We start from the raw sequence: 20766 nt of genomic DNA on the forward strand, positions 1-20766 counted from the left end.
AACTAACCGGTCGACACCCGGCACCCCGCGGCGTCCGGACTTGGGCGACCGGACAGAATGGGTACGTGTCGGACCTTCCTCGTAAGGCGCTGAGCCGGACCGCGAAACTTGCCAGCCTGCCGCTCGGTGCCGCCGGGCGGGCGACGGTCGGCCTGGGCAAACGGATCGGCGGCGCGCCCGCCGAGGCGGTCTTCGCCGAGTTCCAGCGCCGGACCGCGGACCAGCTGTTCTCCGTCCTGGGCGAGCTCAAGGGCGGCGCGATGAAGTTCGGGCAGATGCTCAGCCTGATGGAGTCGGCGATGCCGGAGGAGTTCGCGGCGCCGTACCGGGCGACCCTGACCAAGCTGCAGGACTCCGCCCCGCCGATGCCGGCCGCGACCGTGGACACGATCCTGTCCCGGGAGCTCGGCAGGCGCTGGCGGGACCGTTTCGACGAGTTCAACGAGGTACCCGCGGCCGCCGCGTCGATCGGGCAGGTGCACCGCGGGCGGCTGAAGGACGGCCGTGAGGTCGCGGTCAAGCTGCAGTACCCGGGTGCGGCCGAGGCGCTGCGCTCGGATCTGCGCCAGCTCGGGCGGGTCGGCCGCACGATCGGCACGATGATCCCGGGCCTCGACGTGAAGCCACTGATCGCCGAGCTGCAGGAGCGGATCGGCGAGGAGCTCGACTACGACCGCGAGGCGCAGGCCCAGCAGCAGTACGCCGACGCCTTCAAGGGCCACCCGGAGTTCGTCGTTCCGCGGGTGGTGAAGCACTCCCCCACGGTGATCGTGTCGGAGTGGATCGAGGGCCGGCCGCTGTCGTCGTACATCAGCGACGGCACCAAGGAGGAGCGGGACGCGATCGGGCTGAAGTACGCGCGGTTCATGTTCAGCGGGCCGAAGTACGCCGGCCTGCTGCATTCGGACCCGCACCCCGGGAACTTCCGGGTCCTGGCCGACGGCCGGCTCGGCGTCGTCGACTTCGGCCTCTGCGCCCGGCTCCCGGACGGGCTGCCGCCGGCGATCGGCAAGCTGCTGCGGATCTCGCTGCTCGGCGACGGCATCGCCGTCCGGGACGGGCTCAAGGCCGAGGGCTTCATCAAGCCGCGGATGGAGATCGACCCGGAACAGCTGATGGACTACCTGGCGCCGTTCGCGGACCCGGCCCGGGAGGAGACGTTCCAGTTCAGCCGGGCGTGGATGCGCGCGCAGGCGAACCGGACCAGTGACTTCCGCTCGCCCAACGCGTCGCTCGCCCTGCGGCTGAACCTGCCCCCGTCGTACGTGCTGATCCACCGCGTCTGGATCGGCGGTATCGCCGTACTGTCGCAGCTCGAGGCGCACGCGCCGTTCCGGGCGGTGCTGGAGGAGTTCCTGCCCGGCTTCACCGACGACTGAGGGCCGGCAGCGCCCGGAGCGTCACCGCGAGCAGGATCGTGATCACGGCCAGCGCGGCGGCGGTGATCCCGGCCGCCAGGTGGAGGCCTGAGGTGAACGCGTCCCGGGCCTGGTCCAGTACGTCGCCCGCCGCGCCGGACGCGATCGTCTCGCCGAGCGAGTTGCTGCCCGTCCGGCCGCGATAGACGGCGGTCACGACGCTGCCGAGTACGGCGATACCGAGCGCGTACCCGAACTCGTTGCCGGTCTGGGTCAGTGCGCCCGCCGAGCCCGCCTTCTCCGGCGGAACCGAGCCGATCACCAGGTTCGTACCGAGGATCACGAGCGCGCCCGGCCCGAAGGCCTCGAACGCGAAGGCGGCCACCAGCACGGTCGTCGACGTGGTCAGGCTGATCACGATCATCCCGACGACGGTGAACGTGACCCCGATCGGGATCAGTACGCCCGGGCGGATCCGCTGCGCCAGCCGCGGCGCGAGCTGGAACCCGATGGTCGACGTGATCATCCCCGGGACCAGCGCCAGCCCCGCCTGCAGCGGCGTCATGCCCTTGACCAGCTGGAAGTACTGCGCGACGAACACCATCACGCCGCCGGACAGCATCGAGTACGCCGTCATGCTCCCGAGCGTCACGCTGAACGTCCGCCGCGTGAACAGCCGTACGTCCACGAGCGGGTCGTCCAGCCGGGCCTGCCGCCGTACGAAGACGACACCGAAGGCGATGCCGAACGCCAGTGCGCCGATCGCCTGCAGGTCCGCGCCATGCGCCGCCAGGTGCTTCAGGCCGTGGATGGCCGGCAGGATCGCGGCCAGCGACAGCAGCACGCTCGGTACGTCGATCCGCCCGGCCTGCTCGTTGCGGTACTCCGGCAGCAGCACCGGCCCGACCGCCAGCAGCACGACCATCGCGGGTACGCCGATCAGGAACGCGGAGCCCCACCAGAAGTGGTTCAGCAGTACGCCGCCGACGATCGGGCCGACGATGGCGCCGACGGTGAAGCAGCCGCCCCAGACGCCGAGGGCCGTGGCGCGGCGCCGTTCGTCCGGGAACAGCGTGGAGATCAGCGACAGCGTGCACGGCGCGATCGCGGCGCCGGCGATCCCCAGTACCGCGCGGGCGCCGATCAGCATCCCGGGGTTCACCGAGTACGCGGCGACGATCGAGGCGACGCCGAACACCGCGGCCGCGATCAGCAGCAGGCGTCGGCGACCGAGCCGGTCACCTAGGTTGCCCATCGTGATCATCAGGCCGGCCACCATGAACCCGTACACGTCCAGGATCCACAGTTGCTGACTGCTGGTCGCTCCGAGCGCCTCGGTGACCGCGGGGATCGCCAGCAGCATCACGAACAGATCCAACGAGACCAGCAGCGTAGCCAGACACAGGACGCCCAGCGCGACCCACTGCCGCTTGCCCGTCGCCACGGTGTCCGCCTCGAGGGTCATGATCCGGTCCTTCCGCAGGAGTGTTGTCACTCACTACGTCGAGCGGACCAGCCCCGATTCGACACTCGGCTCCGAGAATCCCCAGTGCCCCCGGCAGGCGCTGCCGGCGGGTGGCAGGGAAACAAATCGTCACAGGGTGACCAGAAGTTTCCCCGCCGCCGCCTCGATAGGATCAACTCAGCAGGTCGCGCCCATCGAGCGCGGTTCTCACCAGTAGACGGAGTCGAGTTTGCTCTCGATGCTGCGGACGTTTTCGCGGGCGCAGCGGTCGCAGTACGCCAGCTTGCGTCCGTCCTCGATCGACGTCATCCAGGTCAGCGGCACATCCTCCGACTCCGCCTGCTGACCGCATAGTGCACAGGTAGCTCTCACGTGTCCTAGTGTGCACTGCGTGCGATGGACAGTTCACGCTGAGGCGGAGGTCTGGGGTAACCGGTGGTTGAGCGTGCGGCGGCTGGACGTCGAGCAGCCGGATGGGGAACGGTTCGACTACCACGCCGTGCGGTTGAAGGACATCGCCGCGGCCGTCGTCACCCGGGACGAGCACGTACTGCTGATGTGGCGGCACCGGTTCCTGACCGACACGTGGGCGTGGGAGCTCCCGATGGGGATCATCGAGCCCGGTGAGACGCCGCGGGACGCGGCCGCGAGGGAGTTGCTGGAGGAGACCGGGTGGCGGGCGGACGGGCTGACCGAGCTGATCCGGTCCGAGCCGGCCGCCGGGATCATGGACTCGCGGCACTTCGTCTTCCGGGCGGCGTCGGCGAAGCGCGTGGGTGAGCCGACCGAACGGAACGAGTCGGACCGGATCGAGTGGGTTCCGATCACGGACCTGACCGCGATGATCGCCCGGCACGAGATCGTCAGCGGGATCACGCTGATCGGTCTGCTCCGGTTGCTGGTCGGCAACTGAACTGGTCGGCAGCTGAAAGGGGCGCAGGCTGAAAGGGGTGGCAGCTGAAAGGGGCGGCACCCCCGGTGGGTGCCGCCCCTCGATGTTTCAGCTGGTCAGGCTGGATGTTGCTGGGTGGATCAGACCAGGCGGGCGAGTGCGAGGCGCGCGCGTGCGCTGGCCCTCTCGGCTCGCTGCGAGGCCCGCTCGGCGTGTTTCTGCGCCCGCTCGAGCTGGCGAGCGAAGTGGAAACGCCGGTTCTGCTCTGCGTCGTTCAGTGTGGAACGACAATGAGCACGGGCGAGATCTTCATTGAGTAAATGCATTTCGGTGCTCCTGTTGAAAGTCTGGGTAGTCATCGTTCGGACTCGTTTTCGTAGGGGTTGTCGTCGTCAGGCAGCGGTTACGGTGTCGCTCTTGCGGGGACGCCCACGGGGCCGCTTGCGCGGAACCACCACACCCTGGACGAACAGCTCGCCACCCCACACTCCCCACGGCTCGGAACGCTCGAGCGCTCCGGCCAGGCACTCGGCCTTCAGCGGGCAGGTCGTGCAGAGCGACTTCGCGTACTCGACGTCCGCCGGCGATTCGGCGAAGAAGAGTTCTGGCGCGTAGGACCGACAGGGCAGGTCCTGCGACGTTGCCACCTCGGTGAAGACATCGAGGAAGCTCACGCTCATTCCGGTCACCTCCCAGTGACTGTTTGTTGCTGGTCTCTTGTCGTCCCTGACGGCTACCGGTTGGCAGCCGCCAAATCTGTGTTGACAAACAAAAGGGCCGCGGGACCCTTGGGTGGGTTCCGCGGCCTGGAGGTGCCGGCTCTGACGCTTGTCAGACCGGTGGACTCCATGCTCGAGAACCCGAACCGCCGTACTTCACATCGCCGACAGCTCCGCCCTTGAACTGGGCAGCGCCGGAAGCCATGAGCACAACGGTCGCGACGTGCAGGCGCGGCGAGGCACCCGGGATGTGGGCGCACGGCAGCGCGGCAGCGTCGCTGAACGGCTTCTTGACCGTGTTGGTAATCATTTCCAGGGCACCTCCTCTCGTTGTGGCGAAGCGGGCGGTTAGCTCGATCGCTATGGTGGTTTGAAGTTTTCGGCCAGGCTTCGACCGCAGAAAGAACAGTACGCCGTCCGCGTCGGACCCCGCAAACTATTTATCGCCAGTTCGCGAAGTTGGCCGGAAGTTGCCGCTCCGACGACCGGATCTGACCGTCGTCACAGCTTTCCAGCACGCTCCGGGACGCCGTCCGCACGCTGCGGGATCGTTGCCTCTGTCACCTAACTGCCACGTCTGCCATGAGCAGAACACGGCCTGTCGTCCAGCATGCGCCGCGGTTCGCGTGCCTGGCAACAGGTTTGTCACCGGGTGCAGAGGTTGAGGATCTGCTCGCCGTACTTGCTCAGTTTGGTGTGGCCGATGCCCGGGATCTGCCGGAGCGCCTGCGCGTCCGCGGGCCGGGTCTCGGCGATCGCGGTCAGCGTGGCGTCGGTCAGGATCACGAACGCGGGCATCTTCTCGGACTCCGCCTGCTCGGTCCGCCACTCCAGGAGCGCGTCGTACAGCTTCTGGTCCATCGAGGACGGGCAGTCCTCGCAGCGACCGAGCTTGCGCGCGCCCGGGTCCAGCAGGCCCTTCCCACACACCCGGCACTTCGGGATCGGCCGGTCGGACCGCTGGGACCGCGCCGGGCGCTCCCAGCCGACCGACGAGGGCGGCGTCCACTCGGACCGCGCCGTACGGACGCCGATCGGGTCCAGGAACCGGGTCGGCCCACGTGTCCCCCGCCCGCCCGGCGAACGAGACGTCGACCAGCTGACGAACAGCTGCTGCTTCGCCCGCGTGACACCGACGTAGAACAGCCGCCGCTCCTCCTCCACCTGGGACGGCGTCTGGGCGTACGCGATCGGCAGGGTCCCCTCATGCGCCCCGACGATGAACACGCACTCCCACTCCAGGCCCTTCGCGGCGTGCAGGGTCGCCAGTGTGACTCCCTCCGCCAGCGGTGCGTGCTGGATCGTCGCGCGCCGGTCCAGCTCCGCCATCAACTCGGGCAGCCGCGCCTCGGGATGCTCCGCGGCGAAGTCGGCCGTCATCGTCACGAGCGCGCTCAGCGACTCCCACCGGTCCCGCACCGCGCCGGTCCCGGTCGGCGGCTCCGCGGTCCACCCGGCACCGGCCAGTACGCCGGTCACCGTCGGCAGCAGGTCGTCCGACACCCCGCCGGCCTTCACCTGCCCTCGCAGCAGTACGGCGGCCTGCCGGATCTCGGCCCGCTCGAAGAACCGCTCCGCGCCCTTCAGCACGGTCGGGATCTTCCGTTCGGCCAGCGCCTGCTCGAAGTTCTCCGACTGCGCGTTGGTGCGGAACAGTACGGCGATGTCGCGCAGCGCGACGCCTTCCTCCTGGAGCCGGACGACGGCGCGTCCGACCGCGTCCGCCTCCGCGACCTCGTCGGAGTACTCCCGGTAGACCGGAACCGGGCCGGCCTCTTTCTGCGAGCGCAGCGTGACCCGTCCGGGCAGACCGGTCGGACCTGCCGCGTCGAGGATCTTGTTCGCCACGTCGACGATCTGCGGGGTCGACCGGTAGTCGCGGACCAGCTTGATCAGCGTCGCGGACGGGTGCCGGGACGCGAACCGGACCAGGTTCTCCGGCTCGGCGCCGGCCCAGGAATAGATGGTCTGCGCCGGATCGCCGACCACGCAGACGTCCTCGCGGCCGCCCAGCCACAGGTCGAGCAGGCTCTGCTGCAGCGGCGAGACGTCCTGGTACTCGTCCACGACGAAGGTGCGGTACTGCCGGCGGATCTCGGCCGCGACCCGCTCGTCCTCCGCGAGCAGCGCGACCGCACAGAGCAGCACGTCCTCGAGGTCGATCCGGCCGCGTTCGAGCTTGACGTCCTCGTACGCCGCGAAGATCCGGGCGATCGTCGGCGGGTCGAAGGCGGCGAGCTGACGACCGGAACGAGGCGCCAGCTTCGCGTAGTCGTCCGGCCGGACGTTGCTCACCTTGGCCCACTCGACCTCGCCGGCGAGGTCGCGCAGCGCGGGCGTGTCGACGCGGATCCGGCACCGCGACGCGGCCTCGGTGAGCAGCGGGAACTTGCGGTCCACGATCGGCGGCAGCTCCCCGCCGTACACCTTCGGCCAGAAGAACCGCGCCTGGCGGAGCGCCGCCGAGTGGAACGTCCGCGCCTGGACGCCCTGGACGCCGAGCTGCGCGAGCCGGCCGCGCATCTCGCCGGCCGCACGCTGGGTGAACGTCACGGCGAGCACCCGGACCGGGTCGAACGTGCCGGTGCGCACGCCGTACGCGATCCGGTGCGTGATCGCCCGCGTCTTCCCGGTGCCCGCGCCCGCCATCACCACGACCGGCCCGTGCAGGGCGGTCGCGACTGCCCGCTGCTCCGGGTCGAGTGCCTCCAAGAGGTCATCGGCGGAGGCCGGTCGTGTGAAGTCGCTCACGGACTGAGACATGCGGGAACAGCACCACCTGGACCATGGTTCGAATACGTCGAGGGCAACCCTAGACCGGTCGTCCGACAGAAACCTCCGAAGGAGTCCGCCGATGTCGGCTTTCACCATGTACTCGACCCCCTGGTGCGGCTACTGCCACCGCTTGAAGGGCCAGCTCGACCGAGCCGGAATCGAGTTCACCGAGATCGACATCGAACAGGTTCCGGGGGCCGCGGAGATCGTCGAGAAGATCAACAACGGCAACCAGACGGTGCCGACGGTGGTCTTCCCGGACGGCACCGCGATGACCAACCCGTCGCTGGCCCAGGTCGCGGAGAAGCTCGCCGCGTAAGTAAGTAAATACGGCTCAGGCCGTATTCAGCCTGAGCCATGGACTTTACGGCCATGGCCGTTATACCTTGCGATGAACCACGTCGCAGGGAGTCCGCCCATGTTCTCGCGCCGTCAATTCCGCCATGCCCTCATCACTTTCGCCGCCGCGTTCGGCCTGCTCGCATCGGGTGTGCTGCACGCGGCCGCGGCTCCGCCGGGTGATCTGCCGGAGCCGTTCCCGTCGGAGAACTGGCCACTCGGCCCGGCGGTCAGACCGCTGGTGCCGTCCGCCGATGTCATCAAGGACCTCGGCTCACCGGTCAGTTCGCTGACGATCATGGAGGGTGCGGTCGGCCGCACCCCCGACGGTCGCGACGTCGTGTACGCCGTACCCGCGGGTGAGAACGCCCGTTTGAACGTCGTCGACCTCCATTCACGCCAACTGCTGCGTACGGTCCCACTGCCCGGCGCGGCCGGCGGCTGGGCGATCGTCGTCGTACCGAACGCAGACGTGTACCTAGGTACGTACGCGAACGCGCATCTCTACCGCTACAGCCCGGTCACCGGCGAGGTGACCGACCTGGGCCAGCCGATCCCGGGACAGTCGCAGATCTACGGCCTCACGTCCGACCCGGACGGCAACGTGTACGCCGGAACGTACCCGAACGCCCACGCGTTCAAGTACGACGCCACGACCGGCGAGTTCACCGACTACGGCTCACTGGACCCCGTGCAGCAGTACGCGCGCTCCACGGTCTACGACCCCGACCACAACAAGCTGTTCGTCGGCGTCTCCACTCCACACGCGCGGCTGCTCCGCATCGACGTGGCCACCAAGGCCGTCGAGGACATCACTCCCCCGGGTACTACGGCCAAGGACTTCATCGACCTGGACTACGCGGGCGGCAGGGTGTTCGCCAACGCGAGCAGCCGGCTGGTCGTGGTGGACGCGGTGACCGGGGAACAGCTCAAGTACACCGACGCGACCACGGGCCAGCAGGTGATGGACTACCCGATCGCTGCGCGCGGTGTGTCCGCTGCCGGACCAGGCGGCGTCTACTTCACCGACAACACGCTGAAGCTCACGCACTACGACCTGGACACGAACACGGTCGGCCCGGTGACGCCTGCACGCACGCTGACACGTGGAGCGTCCATCGGGTACGGCTGGGTGACAGAGAACGGTGTGCCTGTCCTGTACGGCCTTGCAGGGAACTACTCCGGCGGCACGTTCCGCTACAACCCTGCCGACGGCACGCTCGCCCAGTGGAGCTCTCCGTTCCAGTACGTGCCCTCTCCGCTCATGCACGAGCTGGCGGATCCCAGTACGGGCAAGGTGTTCGTCAACGTCTACCTGAACGGCTCTACCGCCATCTACGACCCCGCAACCGGTAAGTCGACCATCACTACCCGCCAGGGACAGGTGGAGGGCTGGGCGTGGGACGGACACGGCAAGATGTACGTCGGCATCTATCCGTACGGCAGGCTCTCGCTCTGGGATCCGACCCAACCGGACAGCGCCACCAACCCGAAGGAACTGTTCAGCCTCGTCGACAGCGACCACCAGAACAGGCCGGTGGCTGTAGTACCTGACGGCGACCACGTGTACGTCGGTACTACCCCGGCGTACGGCGAGTACGGTGGCGCGCTGACCGTGTACGACGTACTGACTGGAGCCCACACGGTCTACCGGAATCTCGTGACCGACCAGACGATCGCCTCGATCGTTCCGGACGGGAGCGACGTCTGGCTCGGCTCCAGCATCGAGGGCGGCCAGGGCACCGAACCGAAGGCGAGCGAGGCACACCTGGTCAAGGTGGACCCGGCGACCGGACAGGTCCTGACCGACGTCGTGCCGGTACCAGGTGCAGCCAGTATCAATGAACTGATCACCGGTCCGGACGGCAACATCTGGGGTCTGGCCGACGGCATCGTGTTCGCCATCGACCCGGCGACCGGTGCGGTGAAGCGGCTGCTGCCCGTGTTCAGCGGGTTCACCGGCTCACAGGACGGTGCACTGTCCTGGCGGGACGGCTATCTCTACGGGGTCGCAGGCGGACGGCTGTTCGTACTGGACATCCTGAGCGGCCAGGCGACCGTACTGCGCGACCACGGGCTCAACCGGCTGACGCAGACGCCGGACGGTACGTACTACACGCTGCTGCGACCGGACGGGTACATCAACCCGACCAACCTGGGGTCGTACACCCCACCGGTCGACCCGTGCCCGCAGTCCGACGTACGGCCAACCGTGTGGACCGGCAACATCGACAGCCACGTCCAGAACCGGTTCTTGACGTACGGCTGCACGCTGACCGACGTACTACCCAGCGCGAAGGCCAACTGGCCCAGCCACAGCGCGTACGTCGCAGCTGTCGTCAAGAAGGTGCATGAGCTTCAGGCTGACGGCTCCATCGAGCGTTGGGAAGGCACCCTCATCGTCGTGGCCGCAGCCCGGTCGAACGTGGGCCGCTGATCACCAGCTGCCGCTGAGGCTCTCGCCGTACCAGCCTTCGATCAGGCGGCGGGAGATGGAGATCGCACCCGGGAGGGCCATCGTGCCGGCTTCGACCAGCACGCGGAGGTCCTCCCGGGTGAACCACTTCGCCTCGGCGATCTCGTCCTGGTCCACGTCGATGTCGAAGTTCGTCGCCTTCGCGTAGAACCCGAGCATCAGGCTGGCGGGCAACGGCCACGGCTGACTGCCGGCGTACTCGATCTCCGCCCCGACGATCACCCCGGTTTCCTCCAGCACTTCCCGCCGGACGGCGGCCTCCAGCGACTCACCAGGCTCCACGAAGCCGGCCAGTGTGGAGTACCGCCCCGCGGGCCAGGCCTCGTTCCGGCCGAGCAGCGCGCGGTCCTGGTCGTCGGTGACCAGCACGATGATCGCCGGGTCGCTCCGGGGAAAGTGCGACAGACCGCAGTTGGGGCAGCGCCGGACGTGCCCGGCCTCCACCACCTCGGTGTGCTCGCCGCAGTTCGCGCAGTGCGTGTGCACGCCGTGCCAGTTCGACAGGCCGATAACATGTACGGCGATGCCGGCCTCGCGGTCGTCCAGCAGCGCACCCAGCTCGCGCAGGCCGCCGTACGACTCGTCGGCCGGACCGTCGACGAGCACGCCGAACACCGCCCGGCCGTCCGCGGTCATCCCGGCCCCGGACTCCCGGTCGATGCCGAGGAAGATCCGGATCCCGTCCGGTGCGTCCGCCGGCGGTACGAACCGCAGCGCCGAGCGGTCGTCGACGACCTGGATCTGGTCGCCCACCACGGCTACTACCTGGGTGTCCGGTGCGGCCCAGGCCTTCTCCAGCCAGTCGTCGTCACGGCGCCGATCGGCAGCGCGGTCGAGGACGGAGCGGGACAGGGCCAGCGAGCCGGCAGTGATGGAGTAGGCCACGTGGGCCAACCTACCCCGAGGGCGTGAGAGCATCCCCGCATGAGTATTCACATCGCCGCCGAGAAGGGGCAGATCGCACCGCGGGTGCTGTTCCCGGGGGACCCGCTGCGGGCCAAGTGGATCGCCGAGACCTATCTGGACGACGTGATCTGCTACACCGAGATCCGCAACATGTTCGGGTTCACCGGCACCTACAAGGGTGAGCGGATCTCCGTGCAAGGCTCCGGCATGGGCCAGCCGTCCGCCTCGATCTACGCGAACGAGCTGTTCGAGGAGTACGACGTACAGACCCTGATCCGGGTCGGTACCTGTGGCGCGCTGACCGAGGCGGTCCGGGTCCGCGACGTGATCGTGGCGATGTCCGCGAGCACCGACTCGCAGATGAACCGGCTGCGCTTCCACGGCATCGACTACGCACCGACCGCGGACTACAAGCTGCTCCGCGCGGCCGTCGACGCGGCCGAGGCGGCCGGGCTGAACGTACATGTCGGCCAGGTGTTCTCCGGCGACCTGTTCTACAACGACCGTCCGGACCTGGTCTCGCGGACCGCGGAGTACGGCGTTCTCGGCATCGAGATGGAGGCCGCCGCGCTGTACACGCTGGCGGCGAAGTTCGGCCGTCGCGCGCTCGGCATCATGACCGTCTCGGACCACCTGATCACGCATGAGGTGACGTCCGCGGAGGAGCGCCAGACGACGTTCTCCGAGATGATCACGATCGCGCTGGACGCGGCGATCGAGGTGCCGGTCTGAACCGCCGGCTCGGCGCGGCCTTCGCCTGCGCCGCGCTGCTGCTAGGTACGACGGCCTGCTCCGGCAACAAGCCGTCGTCAACGTCCGGGGGCAGCAGCCCGAGCACCTCCACCACTGGACCGACGAGCAGCGGGACCCCAGGTCCTGAGGAAACGCTGCCCGATCTCACTGAGGCACAGGTCGTCGCCGCGTTCGCCGGCCAGCAGTACCAGTGCGCCACCGACGAGGCGTACCAGACCTGCAGCAAGGGCAGTACGTCCGTGCAGGTGCTGATCGGTACGCAGCCGCGCCCTGCGGTGCTCTCACTGCAGGCGACCGGTGCGGCGACGGAGGCGGCGACTGCGCTGGTCGAGTTCGCACCTGGGGCACTCGAGCTCGCGCACGTGAACCCTCGCGGCACGATCGTCGACTGGCTCAAGCAGCAGTCGGGCAAGAAGGCCGGCACCACCACGGCCGGCAACTGGACCGTCGAGTACTCCACCGAGTCCGGCACCGATCAGCCCGGCGCCATCCTGACCCTGACCGACAAGCTCTGCAAGGCGGACTGCGGGGCTGAGTAGAAGAGCTACGCCGCGACCAGTTTGGGCAGCACCTGCATGATGCGGTCGGCCAGCAGGGCGGGTGTCTTGTCCGGGTTCGCGGCGTAGCCCACCACGGCCTGCTCGAACAGGCCGTCGACCAGGGCGTACGCCGTCGGCGCGTCCACGGTCGGGATCGTCTGCGTGAGGTCGGCGTAGCGCGAGAGGATCCGCCAGATCATCTCCTCGAGCAGCTTGTCGATCGCCTCGACGTCCGGGCGCAACTGCTCCTCGAACATGCTCTGCGCGCGCAGGTCGTACCAGAGCTTGTGCATCGGGGTCTCCTCGACCAGCGTCTGGGTCATCTTGCCCAGGAAGCCGGTCGCGAGTTCCTCCGCGGACGTCGCGGTCTCCACGACCTCGTCGTAGCGCCGGGCGCACTTGGTCTTGTAGTAGCGCACGCAGTAGCTGATCAGGTCGATCTTGTCGCGGAAGTAGTAGTGCACGACGCCGTGCGTGAATTCGGAGTTGTTCGCGATCTCGCGCAGGCTGGTGCGCGCGTACCCGAGCTCGCCGAGGGTCTTCAGCGCGGACTCGGCCAGCGCGACCCGGCGACGCTCGATCTTGTCGATCCCCGAGACGCGGGCAGGTCGCTCCTCAGCGGCGGACACCACGGCACTCACCCACTCTTCTGCTCGACTCGTTGCGTCAGAGTACCCCGCGCCGGGCCAGGCGCGTCCCGGCGCGGGATGATTTCTTGACAAGTGTCAAACAAAGTCTTGACGAGTGTCAAAGGACTGGCCAGGCTGTGTTCAACCCGTACGAGCAAAGGGAGCTTCAGATGGGTGCACTCGATCTCTCCGGCCGCAAGGCCCTGGTCACCGGCGGCGCGCAGGGTCTGGGCGAGGGCATGGCACGCGCCCTCGCAGCAGCCGGCGCGAAGGTTGTGATCAGCGACATCCAGAAGGACGCCGGCGAAGCGGTCGCCGACGCGCTGGACAAGGAATTCGGCGACGGCAACGGCTTCGTCGCCCACGACATCACCGACGACGGCGAGTGGGAGAACGCCGTGGTCGCCGCGAACGACATCCTCGGCGGCCTGGACATCCTGGTGAACAACGCAGGGGTAGAGATCACCAGCCTGCTCACCGAAGTCACCGCGGACCAGATCCGCAAGATGCTCGACGTCAACGTCCTCGGCACCACGCTCGGCATCAAGTGGGGCCTGCGCACGATGCGGCCCGAGGGTCTTGCGGGTCAGGGCGGCGCGATCATCAACGTCGCGTCGGTCGCGGCCACGATCGCGTTCCCGGGCATCGCGGTGTACTCCGCGACCAAGTCCGCCGTCGACAGGCTCACCCGGGTCGCCGCGATGGAATCCGGCAAGCTCGGGTACGGCGTACGCGTCAACTGCATCTACCCGGGTCTCGTCCCGACCGCGATGGGCGCCGGCCTGGCGAACGACGTCGCCCAGCTCGGCCTGTTCGAGTCGCCCGAGGCCGCAGTGGCCGCGGTCATCGGACTGACTCCGTCCGGGCGGCTCGGCGAGGTCTCGGACATGGCGGACGCGGTGGTGTTCCTGGCGTCCGACGAGGCTCGGTTCATCACAGGCATCGGCCTGCCGGTCGACGGCGGAATGGGGATGTGATGGCGACCAAACCTGTAGTCGTCTACGGCGCCTCCGGCTACACCGGCCGCCTCATCTGTGAGTACCTGCGGCACTACCACGTACCGTTCGTCGCAGCCGGTCGCAGTGAGGACACGCTGAAGGCGTCGATGGACTCGAACGTCCCCGGTATCGAGACAGCGGACTACGAGATCGCTGCGGTCGACCACGATGTCGCAGCACTGACCGACCTGTTCAAGGGCGCCTCCGTGGTACTCAACACGGTCGGACCGTTCAGCGAGCTAGGCCCTGCAGCAGTAGAGGCCGCTCTTGCGGCGGGGGCGCACTACACCGACACCACGGGCGAGCAGGACTGGCTGATCACCTGCGACGAGCAGTACGGCGCCAAGTTCGCCGAAGCGGGTCTACTACTCGCACCAGGTATCGCGCAGATGTACACGACTGGTGAGATCGCTGCGCAGCTGTGCCTGGAAGAGCCCGGCCTCGACACGCTCGATATCGCAGTGTTCTGGGGAGGCAGCCCGACCATCGCCTCGACCCGCACGATTCTGGTGAACGCGGCCGGTTCGAAGGCGCACTACCTGGAGCAGAACACCTACGTCGAGTTCGCCGAAGCAGAGCAGGGCCTGGTGCCCCTGGTCGTGCCCGGCCAGCACGAGCTGGCCCTGTCGCTGCCCTGGGGTGGCACCTCACATCCCGTTTGGTTCAAACGTGATCCGCGGGTCGCCAACTGCAAGGTTCGTGGCGGCGTGTTCAACGCGGCGCTGATGAACGGCGTACCGCAGATCGTCGCGGCCGCACTGGAAGCGACGAAGGACATGACGCCCGACGACCGCAACGCGGCGCTGACCGAGACGGCACGTCAGGTGATGAACCAGATGCCGCCTCGGGAGAACCCACGCGTGAACAAGTCGCTGGACTCGGTGCACGCGTCCGGGCCGCTCGGGCGGGCGCACTGTGTCATCCACGGCAACAGCAACTACCAGCAGACCGGTCTGATGCAGGCGTACGCGGCGTACTCGTTGCTGCAGACGCCGCCGAAGCGGGTCGGGTTCGCGAGTGGCTGCCAGGCGTTCGGTCACCGCGAACTGCTCGGCGTACTGCGGAGCTTCGGACTGGTGGCGGAGCCGCAGCTGACGGTTCAACACTGATGAGACTGGTCGAGTACCTGGACAAGGGCGCCTCGCTCGCGCCGGACGCCGCCTGTCTCACCACGGACGGCGAGACGCTGACGTACGCCGACGTACAGCAGCTCTCGTACCGGATCGCAGGTGCGCTGGCGGCGACCGGCGTACGGCCCGGCGGCAAGGTCGCGATCCTGTCCGCGAACGACCCGGTAGCGTTCAGTTGCGTGTTCGGGATCAGCCGGGCCGGCGCGGTCTGGTGCCCGATCAACCCGCGCAACGAGGCGGCCGAGAACCGGGAACTGCTCGACCAGTTCGACTGTGAAGTACTCGTCTACCAGGCGGCGTTCGCGCCGCTGGTGGACCGCATACGGGACTCACTGCCGAAGATCCACACGTTCGTGTGCCTCGACCGTGAGCCCTCCCGCTCCGGCCAAGACCCCCACCCCAGCGGCCGGAGCACCGTCGGCTGGGACGCGTTCTGCGGGGGCGCGTCCCAGCCGGCACCCGATCTGACCTCCCCCGACGACCTCGCGATGATCGTCGGCACCGGAGGGACGACGGGACGCCCGAAGGGGGTCATGCTCGGCAACGGCAACCTGGAGACGATGACCGCGCTGACCCTGATGGGGTACCCGTTCGGCGAGCGGCCGGTGTACCTGGCGCTGGCGCCACTCACGCACGCGGCCGGCGTGCTGTGCTTCCCGGTGCTCGCGTCCGGCGGCGAGATCGTGATCATGCGCACTCCGGACGTCCACGCCTTCCTGGAACTCGTACCGCGACACGGGGTGACGCACACGTTCCTGCCGCCGACGCTGATCTACATGGTGCTGGCGGCGCCGGAGCTGGACTCCACGGACCTGTCGTCGTTGCGGTGCTTCTGGTACGGCGCCGCGCCGATGTCGGTCGCCCGGCTCGAAGAGGCGCTGCACCGGATCGGCCCGGTGATGGCGCAGCTGTTCGGGCAGACCGAGGCACCGATGATGATCTCGATGTTGCCGCCCGCCGCACACTTCGATGCCGACGGCAACATCGCCTGGGGACGGCTGTCATCCGCGGGACGGCCGTCCCCCCTGGTCACGGTGGCGATCATGGGCGCGGACGGTACGTTGCTGCCGCACGGGGAGCGCGGCGAGATCGTGGTGCGCGGATCGCTGGTGATGAAGGGGTACTACCAGAACGCCGAGGCCACCGCAGCGGCTTCGGCGTACGGCTGGCACCACACCGGCGACATCGGGTACCTCGACGACGACAACTACCTCTACATCGTCGACCGCGCCAAGGACATGATCATCACCGGCGGCTTCAACGTGTACTCCACCGAGGTCGAGCAGGCGCTGATGGCGCACGCCGCCGTCCAGGACTGTGCGGTGATCGGTCAGCCGGACGAGAAATGGGGCGAGCGGGTGGTGGCCGTCGTACAACTCCAGCCCGGCGCATCGGTCGACGCGGCCGAGCTGATTGCGTTCGCGAAGGCACGCATCGGGAGCGTCAAGGCACCGAAGGAGGTCCTGGTCTGGCCGGACCTGCCGCGCTCCAAGGTCGGCAAGGTGGTCAAGCCGGACATCAAGGCGCGGCTAGCTGCTCGCTGAGGCTCCGGCGGTCGCCGACACCACGATGGCGGCCGTGATCGCGGCCTGCATCTCGGCGACTGCCTTCTTGACCGCGGCCGCGGCCCAGTCGGAGTCCGCAATCTCCTTCGCACGCCGCTTGAGCGCCCGATTGTCGACCGCGTCGGTGACGACCTTCGGCACGATGTTCAGAGCGCTGACGAGCGCGATCAACGCAGCCGTACGCTGGTCCGGCGCCAGCCCGTGGGTCAGCACACTCTCGAGTTGAGCCCGTACCTCCAGCTCGTGCCGCGCGTCCTTGGCCGGCCAACGAGTCACCGGGAACAGACCGAGCACCTTGCCCTGCTCAGCCTCCAGCACGCCCTTCTGGGCGAGCCTGCTCAGCAGTTGGTCCCGCAGGTGTTTCGAGAGCGGCTTGATCTGATCCTTGGGCTTCTTACCCGGCCGGTTGGCCACGTACGCCAGGCGCTCGTCCAGGATCGGGTCGCCGGTCGGAGCGCCGTTGAGCACCTGCAGCCGGCCGTTGGTGGTGACGTCGAGCTTCTGCTGCAGGGTGAGCTCGATCAGCACCGCACCGGCCAGCGCGAAGTCCAGCCCGGGCGAGCCGGCGATCGGCTTGCCGGTCCGGTCGTCGTACAGGAGCAGCAGCAGATCCTCCGCGATCAACATGGCACCACGGTAGGTACGACGGGCGGTGTGACGCATCCGTCGTACGGGCTACTTGCCGGGTCCGCCTTCAGGTCGAGTAAGGTAAGCCTTAGCTAACCCCACCGCCTTGGAGTCTGCTATGACCAGAGCACTGCCCGAGCCGACGTACCGGCGCTTCGTCCCCGGTCTCGGCACCCTCAGCCTCCGGCCGTTCGACCTCGACGCGGACGTGGAGGTGTTGCACAGCTGGGTCACCCAGCCCTATGCCCGGTACTGGGGGTTGCTCGAGGCAACGGTCGCCGACGTCCGCGCCGAGTACTCGCGGATCGCTGCCTCCGAGCACCATCAGGCGTTGCTGGGCGAGCACGACGGGCGGCCGGCGTTCCTGATGGAGCGGTACCTGCCGGCGTACGACGCGGTCGGGCAGACGTACGACGTGGCGCCGGGAGACATCGGGATGCACGTACTCGTCGGTCCGCCGACGGTACGGTTGGCCGGTTTCACCGGGGCGGTGTTCGAGACCATCATGGACAGCCTGTTCCGGGATCCGCTGGTGGACCGGGTCGTGGTCGAACCCGACGTACGGAACACGAAGATCCAGGCGCTGAACGCACGGATGGGATTCCGGAAACACAGCATCGTGTCATTGCCGGACAAGCAGGCGTGGTTGAGCTTCTGCACCCGCGACCAGTACGCCGACGCACTGCGAATGAACGAGGCGGGCTGATGGATTCCTGGGGCGTTGTCAATCAGGCGCTGGTCCGGAAGGCATTGGCGGAGTTCACCCACGAGCGCATTCTGGAACCGGTTGCCGACGGCAATGAGTATGTCCTTGGCGGTTATCGGTTCACGGCGCGGCGTTATGCCTTGAATCATTGGGATGTGTTGTCGGTCGAGCGGTCCAACGGGTTGCCGGTCGACGCGTTGGAGTTCGTCACGGAGTTTCACGAGCAGCTCGGGATCGGGCGGGAGATGCTGCCCGTCTATTTGGAGGAGATCAGCAGCACGCTGGCGTCGGCTGCGTACAAGCTGTCGAAACCGGATCTGACCGCGGCGGACCTCGTCGGTGCGGATTTCCAGACGATCGAGGCCGCGATGACCGAGGGCCATCCGTGTTTCGTCGCCAACAACGGGCGGCTCGGGTTCGGGCTGTCGGACTACCTGGCGTACGCGCCGGAGACCGGTGCGGGCGTTCGGCTGACGTGGATCGCCACCCGGCGGGATCGGACGACGGTTTCCTGTAGTGCCGCGCTGGAGTTCGACGCGTTGATGCGGTCGGAGTTGGGCGACGACGTACTGGCTCGCTTCGCTGCGATTGCCGATCCGGTGGAGTACGTCTACATGCCGGTGCATCCGTGGCAGTGGGACAACAAGACCTCGATCACGTTCGCCGCCGATATTGCATTGCGGCACATCGTGTATCTCGGGTCAACCGATGACGTTTACCAACCGCAGCAGTCGATCCGTACGTTCTTCAACCGGTCGGCGCCGGAGCGGTGTTATGTGAAGACCGCGTTGTCGGTGCTGAACATGGGGTTCATGCGTGGGCTGTCACCGTCGTACATGGCGGCGACGCCGGCGATCAACGACTGGGTGCATTCGGTGGTCTCGAACGACCTTGTTTTCAAGCGTTACGGGTTCACCGTACTGCGGGAGATCGCCGCGGTCGGGTACCACAACCACTACTACGAGAACGCGACCGACAAGACGTCTCCGTACCGGAAGATGTTGTCGGCGCTCTGGCGGGAGAGCCCGGTGCCCGCGCTGGAGCCGGGCGAGCGGCTGGCGACGATGGCGTCGTTGCTGCATGTCGATCGGCATGGCGCTTCGCTCGCGGCGGCCTTGGTACGCGCGTCGGGGCTGGCGCCGGCGGACTGGGTACGCGCGTACGTCGACGCCTATCTGATCCCGTTGCTGCACAGCTTCTACGCGTACGAACTGGTGTTCATGCCGCACGGTGAGAACCTGATCCTGGTACTGCGGGGCGCGATCCCGATCCGCGTGATCATGAAGGACATCGCGGAGGAGATCGCCGTACTCAGCCCGTCGACCGACGTGCCGCCGGAGGCGGAGCGGGTACGGGCCGACGTACCGGACGACGAGAAGTTGCTGTCGATCTTCACCGACGTGTTCGACTGCATCTTCCGCTTCCTCGCACCGTTGCTGGACCGCGAAGGCCTGCTGACGGTCGACGAGTTCTGGTCGGTGGTCGGGGCCGCGGTCCGCGACTACCAGACGGCGACGCCCGAACTGGCAGAAGCGTTCGCGAAGTACGACATCTTCACGCCTTCGTTCGCCCTGTCCTGCTTGAACCGGCTACAGCTCCGCAACAACCAGCAGATGGTCGACCTCACCGACGTGGCCGGCTCCCTGCAGTTCGCCGGCACCCTGCAGAACCCTCTCGCCTGTGGATAACTTCCGCGCCGGTACGACGAAATGGTCCACGCTGGTGTGGTGCCGACAGCAGAAGCCACCACCCGCTACGAAGTAGCCGACGGCCGCCTCCTGGTCACCGGCCCCCAACCACCCGCCCACCAGACGGCCGTGCTCGCCCTGATGGTGCAGCTCAAACAGGCCTGCCCACCGGACCTCCTCGTCGCCGTCGACTCCATCGACTTCCGCCCCACCCTCAACACATCCCTACGCCCCGACGTGTTGGTCTGCCACCGCACCCCGACCTCACTCCTCACCACCCCACCCCTGCTGGCGGTAGAAGTCCTCTCCCCCACCACCCGAACCACAGACGTAGTCCTCAAACGCACCCTCTACGAAACCCACGGCGTCCCGTCCTACTGGCTCCTGGACCCCACCACCCAAGAACTGACCATCCTGTCCCTAACCCCCACCGGCTACACCTGCCAAGCCGTACTCCAATCCGAAGAATCCTTCGACACCACCGACCCCTTCCCCATAACCCTCACCCCCGCAACCCTCACCAACTAACCCAAACGGGGCATCCCGGGGCAGATCACGGGGCAACCCGGGGCAGATCGCCAAATCGGCTCCAAACACCCACTCATGCCCACCATGCTGGTCCTGTGACCGAGAAGGAGGCACCATTGTGTCCGTGGAACCACTTGAGTCAGGGGCCTACACCTTGGCCTACCTCGAGACCGCGCCCGACGACGGCAGGCGGCGCGAGATCATCGACGGCGGCCTGTTCGTGACTCCCGGACCTTCGCGGCTCCATCAGCGAGCGGCCGCGGAACTGCATTTCCAGCTGAAACTCGCATCACCTGGCGGACTGGACATCTTCGAGGCGCCTTTCGACTACCAGCCGACCTCGGAGCGATCGTTGCAGCCTGACGTGCTCGTTTGTGGTCCAGACGATACGAACCCGCAGCATGCCGAGCGGCCGCTGCTCCTCGCAGTTGAGATTCTGTCCCCCAGCTCCAGAATGATCGATCTCCTGCTGAAGCGGGGCGTCTACGAGCAGGCCGGCGTCCACTCGTACTGGATCCTCGATCCGGACAAGGAGAGCCTCACCGTGCTTGAGCTTGTGGACGGCGCATATGTCGAGCGGGACGTCGTTCATGGCGACGACGTCCTCGACGCGACCTTGCCCTTTCCGGTACGGATCGTCCCGGCCGATCTGTTCCGGCTCCACTAGCCGCGC

The 20766-nt window shown here is 67.6% G+C and carries 21 protein-coding genes; 13 read left to right on the top strand and 8 right to left on the bottom strand.

The genetic code is table 11. The annotated features are described in order from the left end of the window. The first annotated feature begins 65 nt into the window (after nucleotides 1–65). Nucleotides 66–1379, top strand: a complete 1314-nt coding sequence (locus ACFYRU_RS01540) for an ABC1 kinase family protein (protein ID WP_387651771.1) — start codon at nucleotides 66–68, stop codon at nucleotides 1377–1379. Here the strand turns inward: ACFYRU_RS01540 and ACFYRU_RS01545 are convergent. Both ACFYRU_RS01545 and ACFYRU_RS01550 read right to left on the bottom strand, forming a co-directional pair. Then, nucleotides 1366–2823, bottom strand: a complete 1458-nt coding sequence (locus ACFYRU_RS01545) for an MFS transporter (RefSeq protein ID WP_387651774.1) — start codon at nucleotides 2821–2823, stop codon at nucleotides 1366–1368. The two genes, ACFYRU_RS01540 and ACFYRU_RS01545, sit on opposite strands and share 14 nt — an antisense overlap. A 207-nt stretch (nucleotides 2824–3030) precedes the next feature. Next, nucleotides 3031–3195: a hypothetical protein gene (locus ACFYRU_RS01550; RefSeq protein ID WP_387651776.1), complete on the bottom strand. Its 165-nt coding sequence runs from the start codon at nucleotides 3193–3195 to the stop codon at nucleotides 3031–3033. 19 nt (nucleotides 3196–3214) lie between these two features. Between ACFYRU_RS01550 and ACFYRU_RS01555 the strand changes: the two genes are divergently transcribed. Next, nucleotides 3215–3736 carry an NUDIX hydrolase gene (locus ACFYRU_RS01555; RefSeq protein WP_387651778.1) on the top strand — a complete coding sequence of 174 codons (522 nt, stop codon included), beginning with the start codon at nucleotides 3215–3217 and terminating at the stop codon, nucleotides 3734–3736. Nucleotides 3737–4107: 371 nt separating this feature from the next. On the opposite strand, the gene ACFYRU_RS01560 is transcribed toward ACFYRU_RS01555, so the two are convergent. The 3 genes from ACFYRU_RS01560 to ACFYRU_RS01570 all read right to left on the bottom strand — a co-directional run bounded on the left by ACFYRU_RS01560 (nucleotide 4108) and on the right by ACFYRU_RS01570 (nucleotide 7197). Further along, entirely contained in the window at nucleotides 4108–4395 is a 288-nt protein-coding gene (locus ACFYRU_RS01560) for a WhiB family transcriptional regulator (RefSeq protein WP_131285495.1), read from the bottom strand. Nucleotides 4396–4546: 151 nt separating this feature from the next. After that, on the bottom strand, nucleotides 4547–4744 hold the full coding sequence (locus ACFYRU_RS01565) for a hypothetical protein (RefSeq protein ID WP_387651781.1): 198 nt from the start codon (nucleotides 4742–4744) through the stop codon (nucleotides 4547–4549). Between the two features lie 335 nt (nucleotides 4745–5079). Beyond that, a complete protein-coding gene (locus ACFYRU_RS01570; protein WP_387651784.1) occupies nucleotides 5080–7197 on the bottom strand; it encodes an ATP-dependent DNA helicase UvrD2 in 2118 nt (705 codons plus the stop codon). A 91-nt stretch (nucleotides 7198–7288) separates the two neighbouring features. Here ACFYRU_RS01570 and ACFYRU_RS01575 point away from each other — a divergent pair, with 91 nt between their 5' ends. Both ACFYRU_RS01575 and ACFYRU_RS01580 read left to right on the top strand, forming a co-directional pair. Next, nucleotides 7289–7528: a mycoredoxin gene (locus ACFYRU_RS01575; RefSeq protein ID WP_387651785.1), complete on the top strand. Its 240-nt coding sequence runs from the start codon at nucleotides 7289–7291 to the stop codon at nucleotides 7526–7528. A 99-nt stretch (nucleotides 7529–7627) separates the two neighbouring features. Beyond that, the gene (locus ACFYRU_RS01580; RefSeq protein ID WP_387651786.1) at nucleotides 7628–9985 is read left to right on the top strand and encodes a hypothetical protein; all 2358 of its coding nucleotides are present in this window, start codon (nucleotides 7628–7630) and stop codon (nucleotides 9983–9985) included. On the opposite strand, the gene nudC is transcribed toward ACFYRU_RS01580, so the two are convergent. Continuing rightward, entirely contained in the window at nucleotides 9986–10909 is a 924-nt protein-coding gene (nudC, locus tag ACFYRU_RS01585) for an NAD(+) diphosphatase (protein WP_387651789.1), read from the bottom strand. 39 nt (nucleotides 10910–10948) lie between these two features. On the opposite strand from nudC, the gene deoD reads away from it, so the two are divergent. Beyond that, a complete protein-coding gene (gene deoD / locus ACFYRU_RS01590) occupies nucleotides 10949–11662 on the top strand; it encodes a purine-nucleoside phosphorylase (RefSeq protein WP_387651792.1) in 714 nt (237 codons plus the stop codon). A gap of 260 nt (nucleotides 11663–11922) precedes the next feature. Further along, on the top strand, nucleotides 11923–12222 hold the full coding sequence (locus ACFYRU_RS01595) for a hypothetical protein (protein WP_387651794.1): 300 nt from the start codon (nucleotides 11923–11925) through the stop codon (nucleotides 12220–12222). A gap of 5 nt (nucleotides 12223–12227) precedes the next feature. Here ACFYRU_RS01595 and ACFYRU_RS01600 read toward each other — a convergent pair whose 3' ends face one another. Then, complete coding sequence (locus ACFYRU_RS01600; RefSeq protein WP_387651796.1) at nucleotides 12228–12863, bottom strand: TetR/AcrR family transcriptional regulator; 636 nt, start codon at nucleotides 12861–12863, stop codon at nucleotides 12228–12230. Between the two features lie 158 nt (nucleotides 12864–13021). On the opposite strand from ACFYRU_RS01600, the gene ACFYRU_RS01605 reads away from it, so the two are divergent. From ACFYRU_RS01605 to ACFYRU_RS01615, 3 genes are read left to right on the top strand one after another with little or no spacing between them, the layout of a single operon-like run. Further along, nucleotides 13022–13828, top strand: coding sequence for an SDR family NAD(P)-dependent oxidoreductase (locus ACFYRU_RS01605; protein WP_387651799.1), 807 nt, complete (start codon nucleotides 13022–13024; stop codon nucleotides 13826–13828). Continuing rightward, complete coding sequence (locus tag ACFYRU_RS01610; RefSeq protein ID WP_387651800.1) at nucleotides 13828–14958, top strand: DUF5938 domain-containing protein; 1131 nt, start codon at nucleotides 13828–13830, stop codon at nucleotides 14956–14958. The genes ACFYRU_RS01605 and ACFYRU_RS01610 overlap by 1 nt, the downstream gene beginning before the upstream one ends. Next, nucleotides 14958–16523: an AMP-binding protein gene (locus ACFYRU_RS01615; protein WP_387651802.1), complete on the top strand. Its 1566-nt coding sequence runs from the start codon at nucleotides 14958–14960 to the stop codon at nucleotides 16521–16523. The genes ACFYRU_RS01610 and ACFYRU_RS01615 overlap by 1 nt, the downstream gene beginning before the upstream one ends. Here ACFYRU_RS01615 and ACFYRU_RS01620 read toward each other — a convergent pair. After that, nucleotides 16509–17171: a GPP34 family phosphoprotein gene (locus ACFYRU_RS01620; RefSeq protein WP_387651805.1), complete on the bottom strand. Its 663-nt coding sequence runs from the start codon at nucleotides 17169–17171 to the stop codon at nucleotides 16509–16511. The genes ACFYRU_RS01615 and ACFYRU_RS01620 overlap by 15 nt on opposite strands. A gap of 118 nt (nucleotides 17172–17289) precedes the next feature. Between ACFYRU_RS01620 and ACFYRU_RS01625 the strand changes: the two genes are divergently transcribed. The 4 genes from ACFYRU_RS01625 (at nucleotide 17290) to ACFYRU_RS01640 (ending at nucleotide 20760) form a co-directional block, all read left to right on the top strand. Next, nucleotides 17290–17877 carry a GNAT family N-acetyltransferase gene (locus tag ACFYRU_RS01625; protein ID WP_387651807.1) on the top strand — a complete coding sequence of 196 codons (588 nt, stop codon included), beginning with the start codon at nucleotides 17290–17292 and terminating at the stop codon, nucleotides 17875–17877. Further along, nucleotides 17877–19565 carry an IucA/IucC family protein gene (locus tag ACFYRU_RS01630; RefSeq protein WP_387651809.1) on the top strand — a complete coding sequence of 563 codons (1689 nt, stop codon included), beginning with the start codon at nucleotides 17877–17879 and terminating at the stop codon, nucleotides 19563–19565. The genes ACFYRU_RS01625 and ACFYRU_RS01630 overlap by 1 nt, the downstream gene beginning before the upstream one ends. Nucleotides 19566–19604: 39 nt before the next feature. Continuing rightward, nucleotides 19605–20093 carry a Uma2 family endonuclease gene (locus ACFYRU_RS01635; protein WP_387651812.1) on the top strand — a complete coding sequence of 163 codons (489 nt, stop codon included), beginning with the start codon at nucleotides 19605–19607 and terminating at the stop codon, nucleotides 20091–20093. A gap of 124 nt (nucleotides 20094–20217) precedes the next feature. Next, on the top strand, nucleotides 20218–20760 hold the full coding sequence (locus ACFYRU_RS01640) for a Uma2 family endonuclease (RefSeq protein WP_387651813.1): 543 nt from the start codon (nucleotides 20218–20220) through the stop codon (nucleotides 20758–20760). Nucleotides 20761–20766 lie beyond the last annotated feature (6 nt).

Origin of the sequence: Kribbella sp. NPDC004536 (assembly GCF_042873835.1) — a bacterium.
Classification (GTDB): Bacteria; Actinomycetota; Actinomycetes; order Propionibacteriales; family Kribbellaceae; genus Kribbella.

What these genes read in the sequence shown, in the direction of transcription:
- ACFYRU_RS01545 (WP_387651774.1), bottom strand. Translation starts at nt 2,823, where the DNA reads ATGACCCTCGAGGCGGACACCGTGGCGACGGGCAAGCGGCAGTGGGTC.
- ACFYRU_RS01560 (WP_131285495.1), bottom strand. Translation starts at nt 4,395, where the DNA reads ATGAGCGTGAGCTTCCTCGATGTCTTCACCGAGGTGGCAACGTCGCAG.
- ACFYRU_RS01565 (WP_387651781.1), bottom strand. Translation starts at nt 4,744, where the DNA reads ATGATTACCAACACGGTCAAGAAGCCGTTCAGCGACGCTGCCGCGCTG.
- ACFYRU_RS01570 (WP_387651784.1), bottom strand. Translation starts at nt 7,197, where the DNA reads ATGTCTCAGTCCGTGAGCGACTTCACACGACCGGCCTCCGCCGATGAC.
- ACFYRU_RS01575 (WP_387651785.1), top strand. Translation starts at nt 7,289, where the DNA reads ATGTCGGCTTTCACCATGTACTCGACCCCCTGGTGCGGCTACTGCCAC.
- ACFYRU_RS01580 (WP_387651786.1), top strand. Translation starts at nt 7,628, where the DNA reads ATGTTCTCGCGCCGTCAATTCCGCCATGCCCTCATCACTTTCGCCGCC.
- deoD (WP_387651792.1), top strand. Translation starts at nt 10,949, where the DNA reads ATGAGTATTCACATCGCCGCCGAGAAGGGGCAGATCGCACCGCGGGTG.
- ACFYRU_RS01605 (WP_387651799.1), top strand. Translation starts at nt 13,022, where the DNA reads ATGGGTGCACTCGATCTCTCCGGCCGCAAGGCCCTGGTCACCGGCGGC.
- ACFYRU_RS01610 (WP_387651800.1), top strand. Translation starts at nt 13,828, where the DNA reads ATGGCGACCAAACCTGTAGTCGTCTACGGCGCCTCCGGCTACACCGGC.
- ACFYRU_RS01615 (WP_387651802.1), top strand. Translation starts at nt 14,958, where the DNA reads ATGAGACTGGTCGAGTACCTGGACAAGGGCGCCTCGCTCGCGCCGGAC.
- ACFYRU_RS01620 (WP_387651805.1), bottom strand. Translation starts at nt 17,171, where the DNA reads ATGTTGATCGCGGAGGATCTGCTGCTGCTCCTGTACGACGACCGGACC.
- ACFYRU_RS01625 (WP_387651807.1), top strand. Translation starts at nt 17,290, where the DNA reads ATGACCAGAGCACTGCCCGAGCCGACGTACCGGCGCTTCGTCCCCGGT.
- ACFYRU_RS01630 (WP_387651809.1), top strand. Translation starts at nt 17,877, where the DNA reads ATGGATTCCTGGGGCGTTGTCAATCAGGCGCTGGTCCGGAAGGCATTG.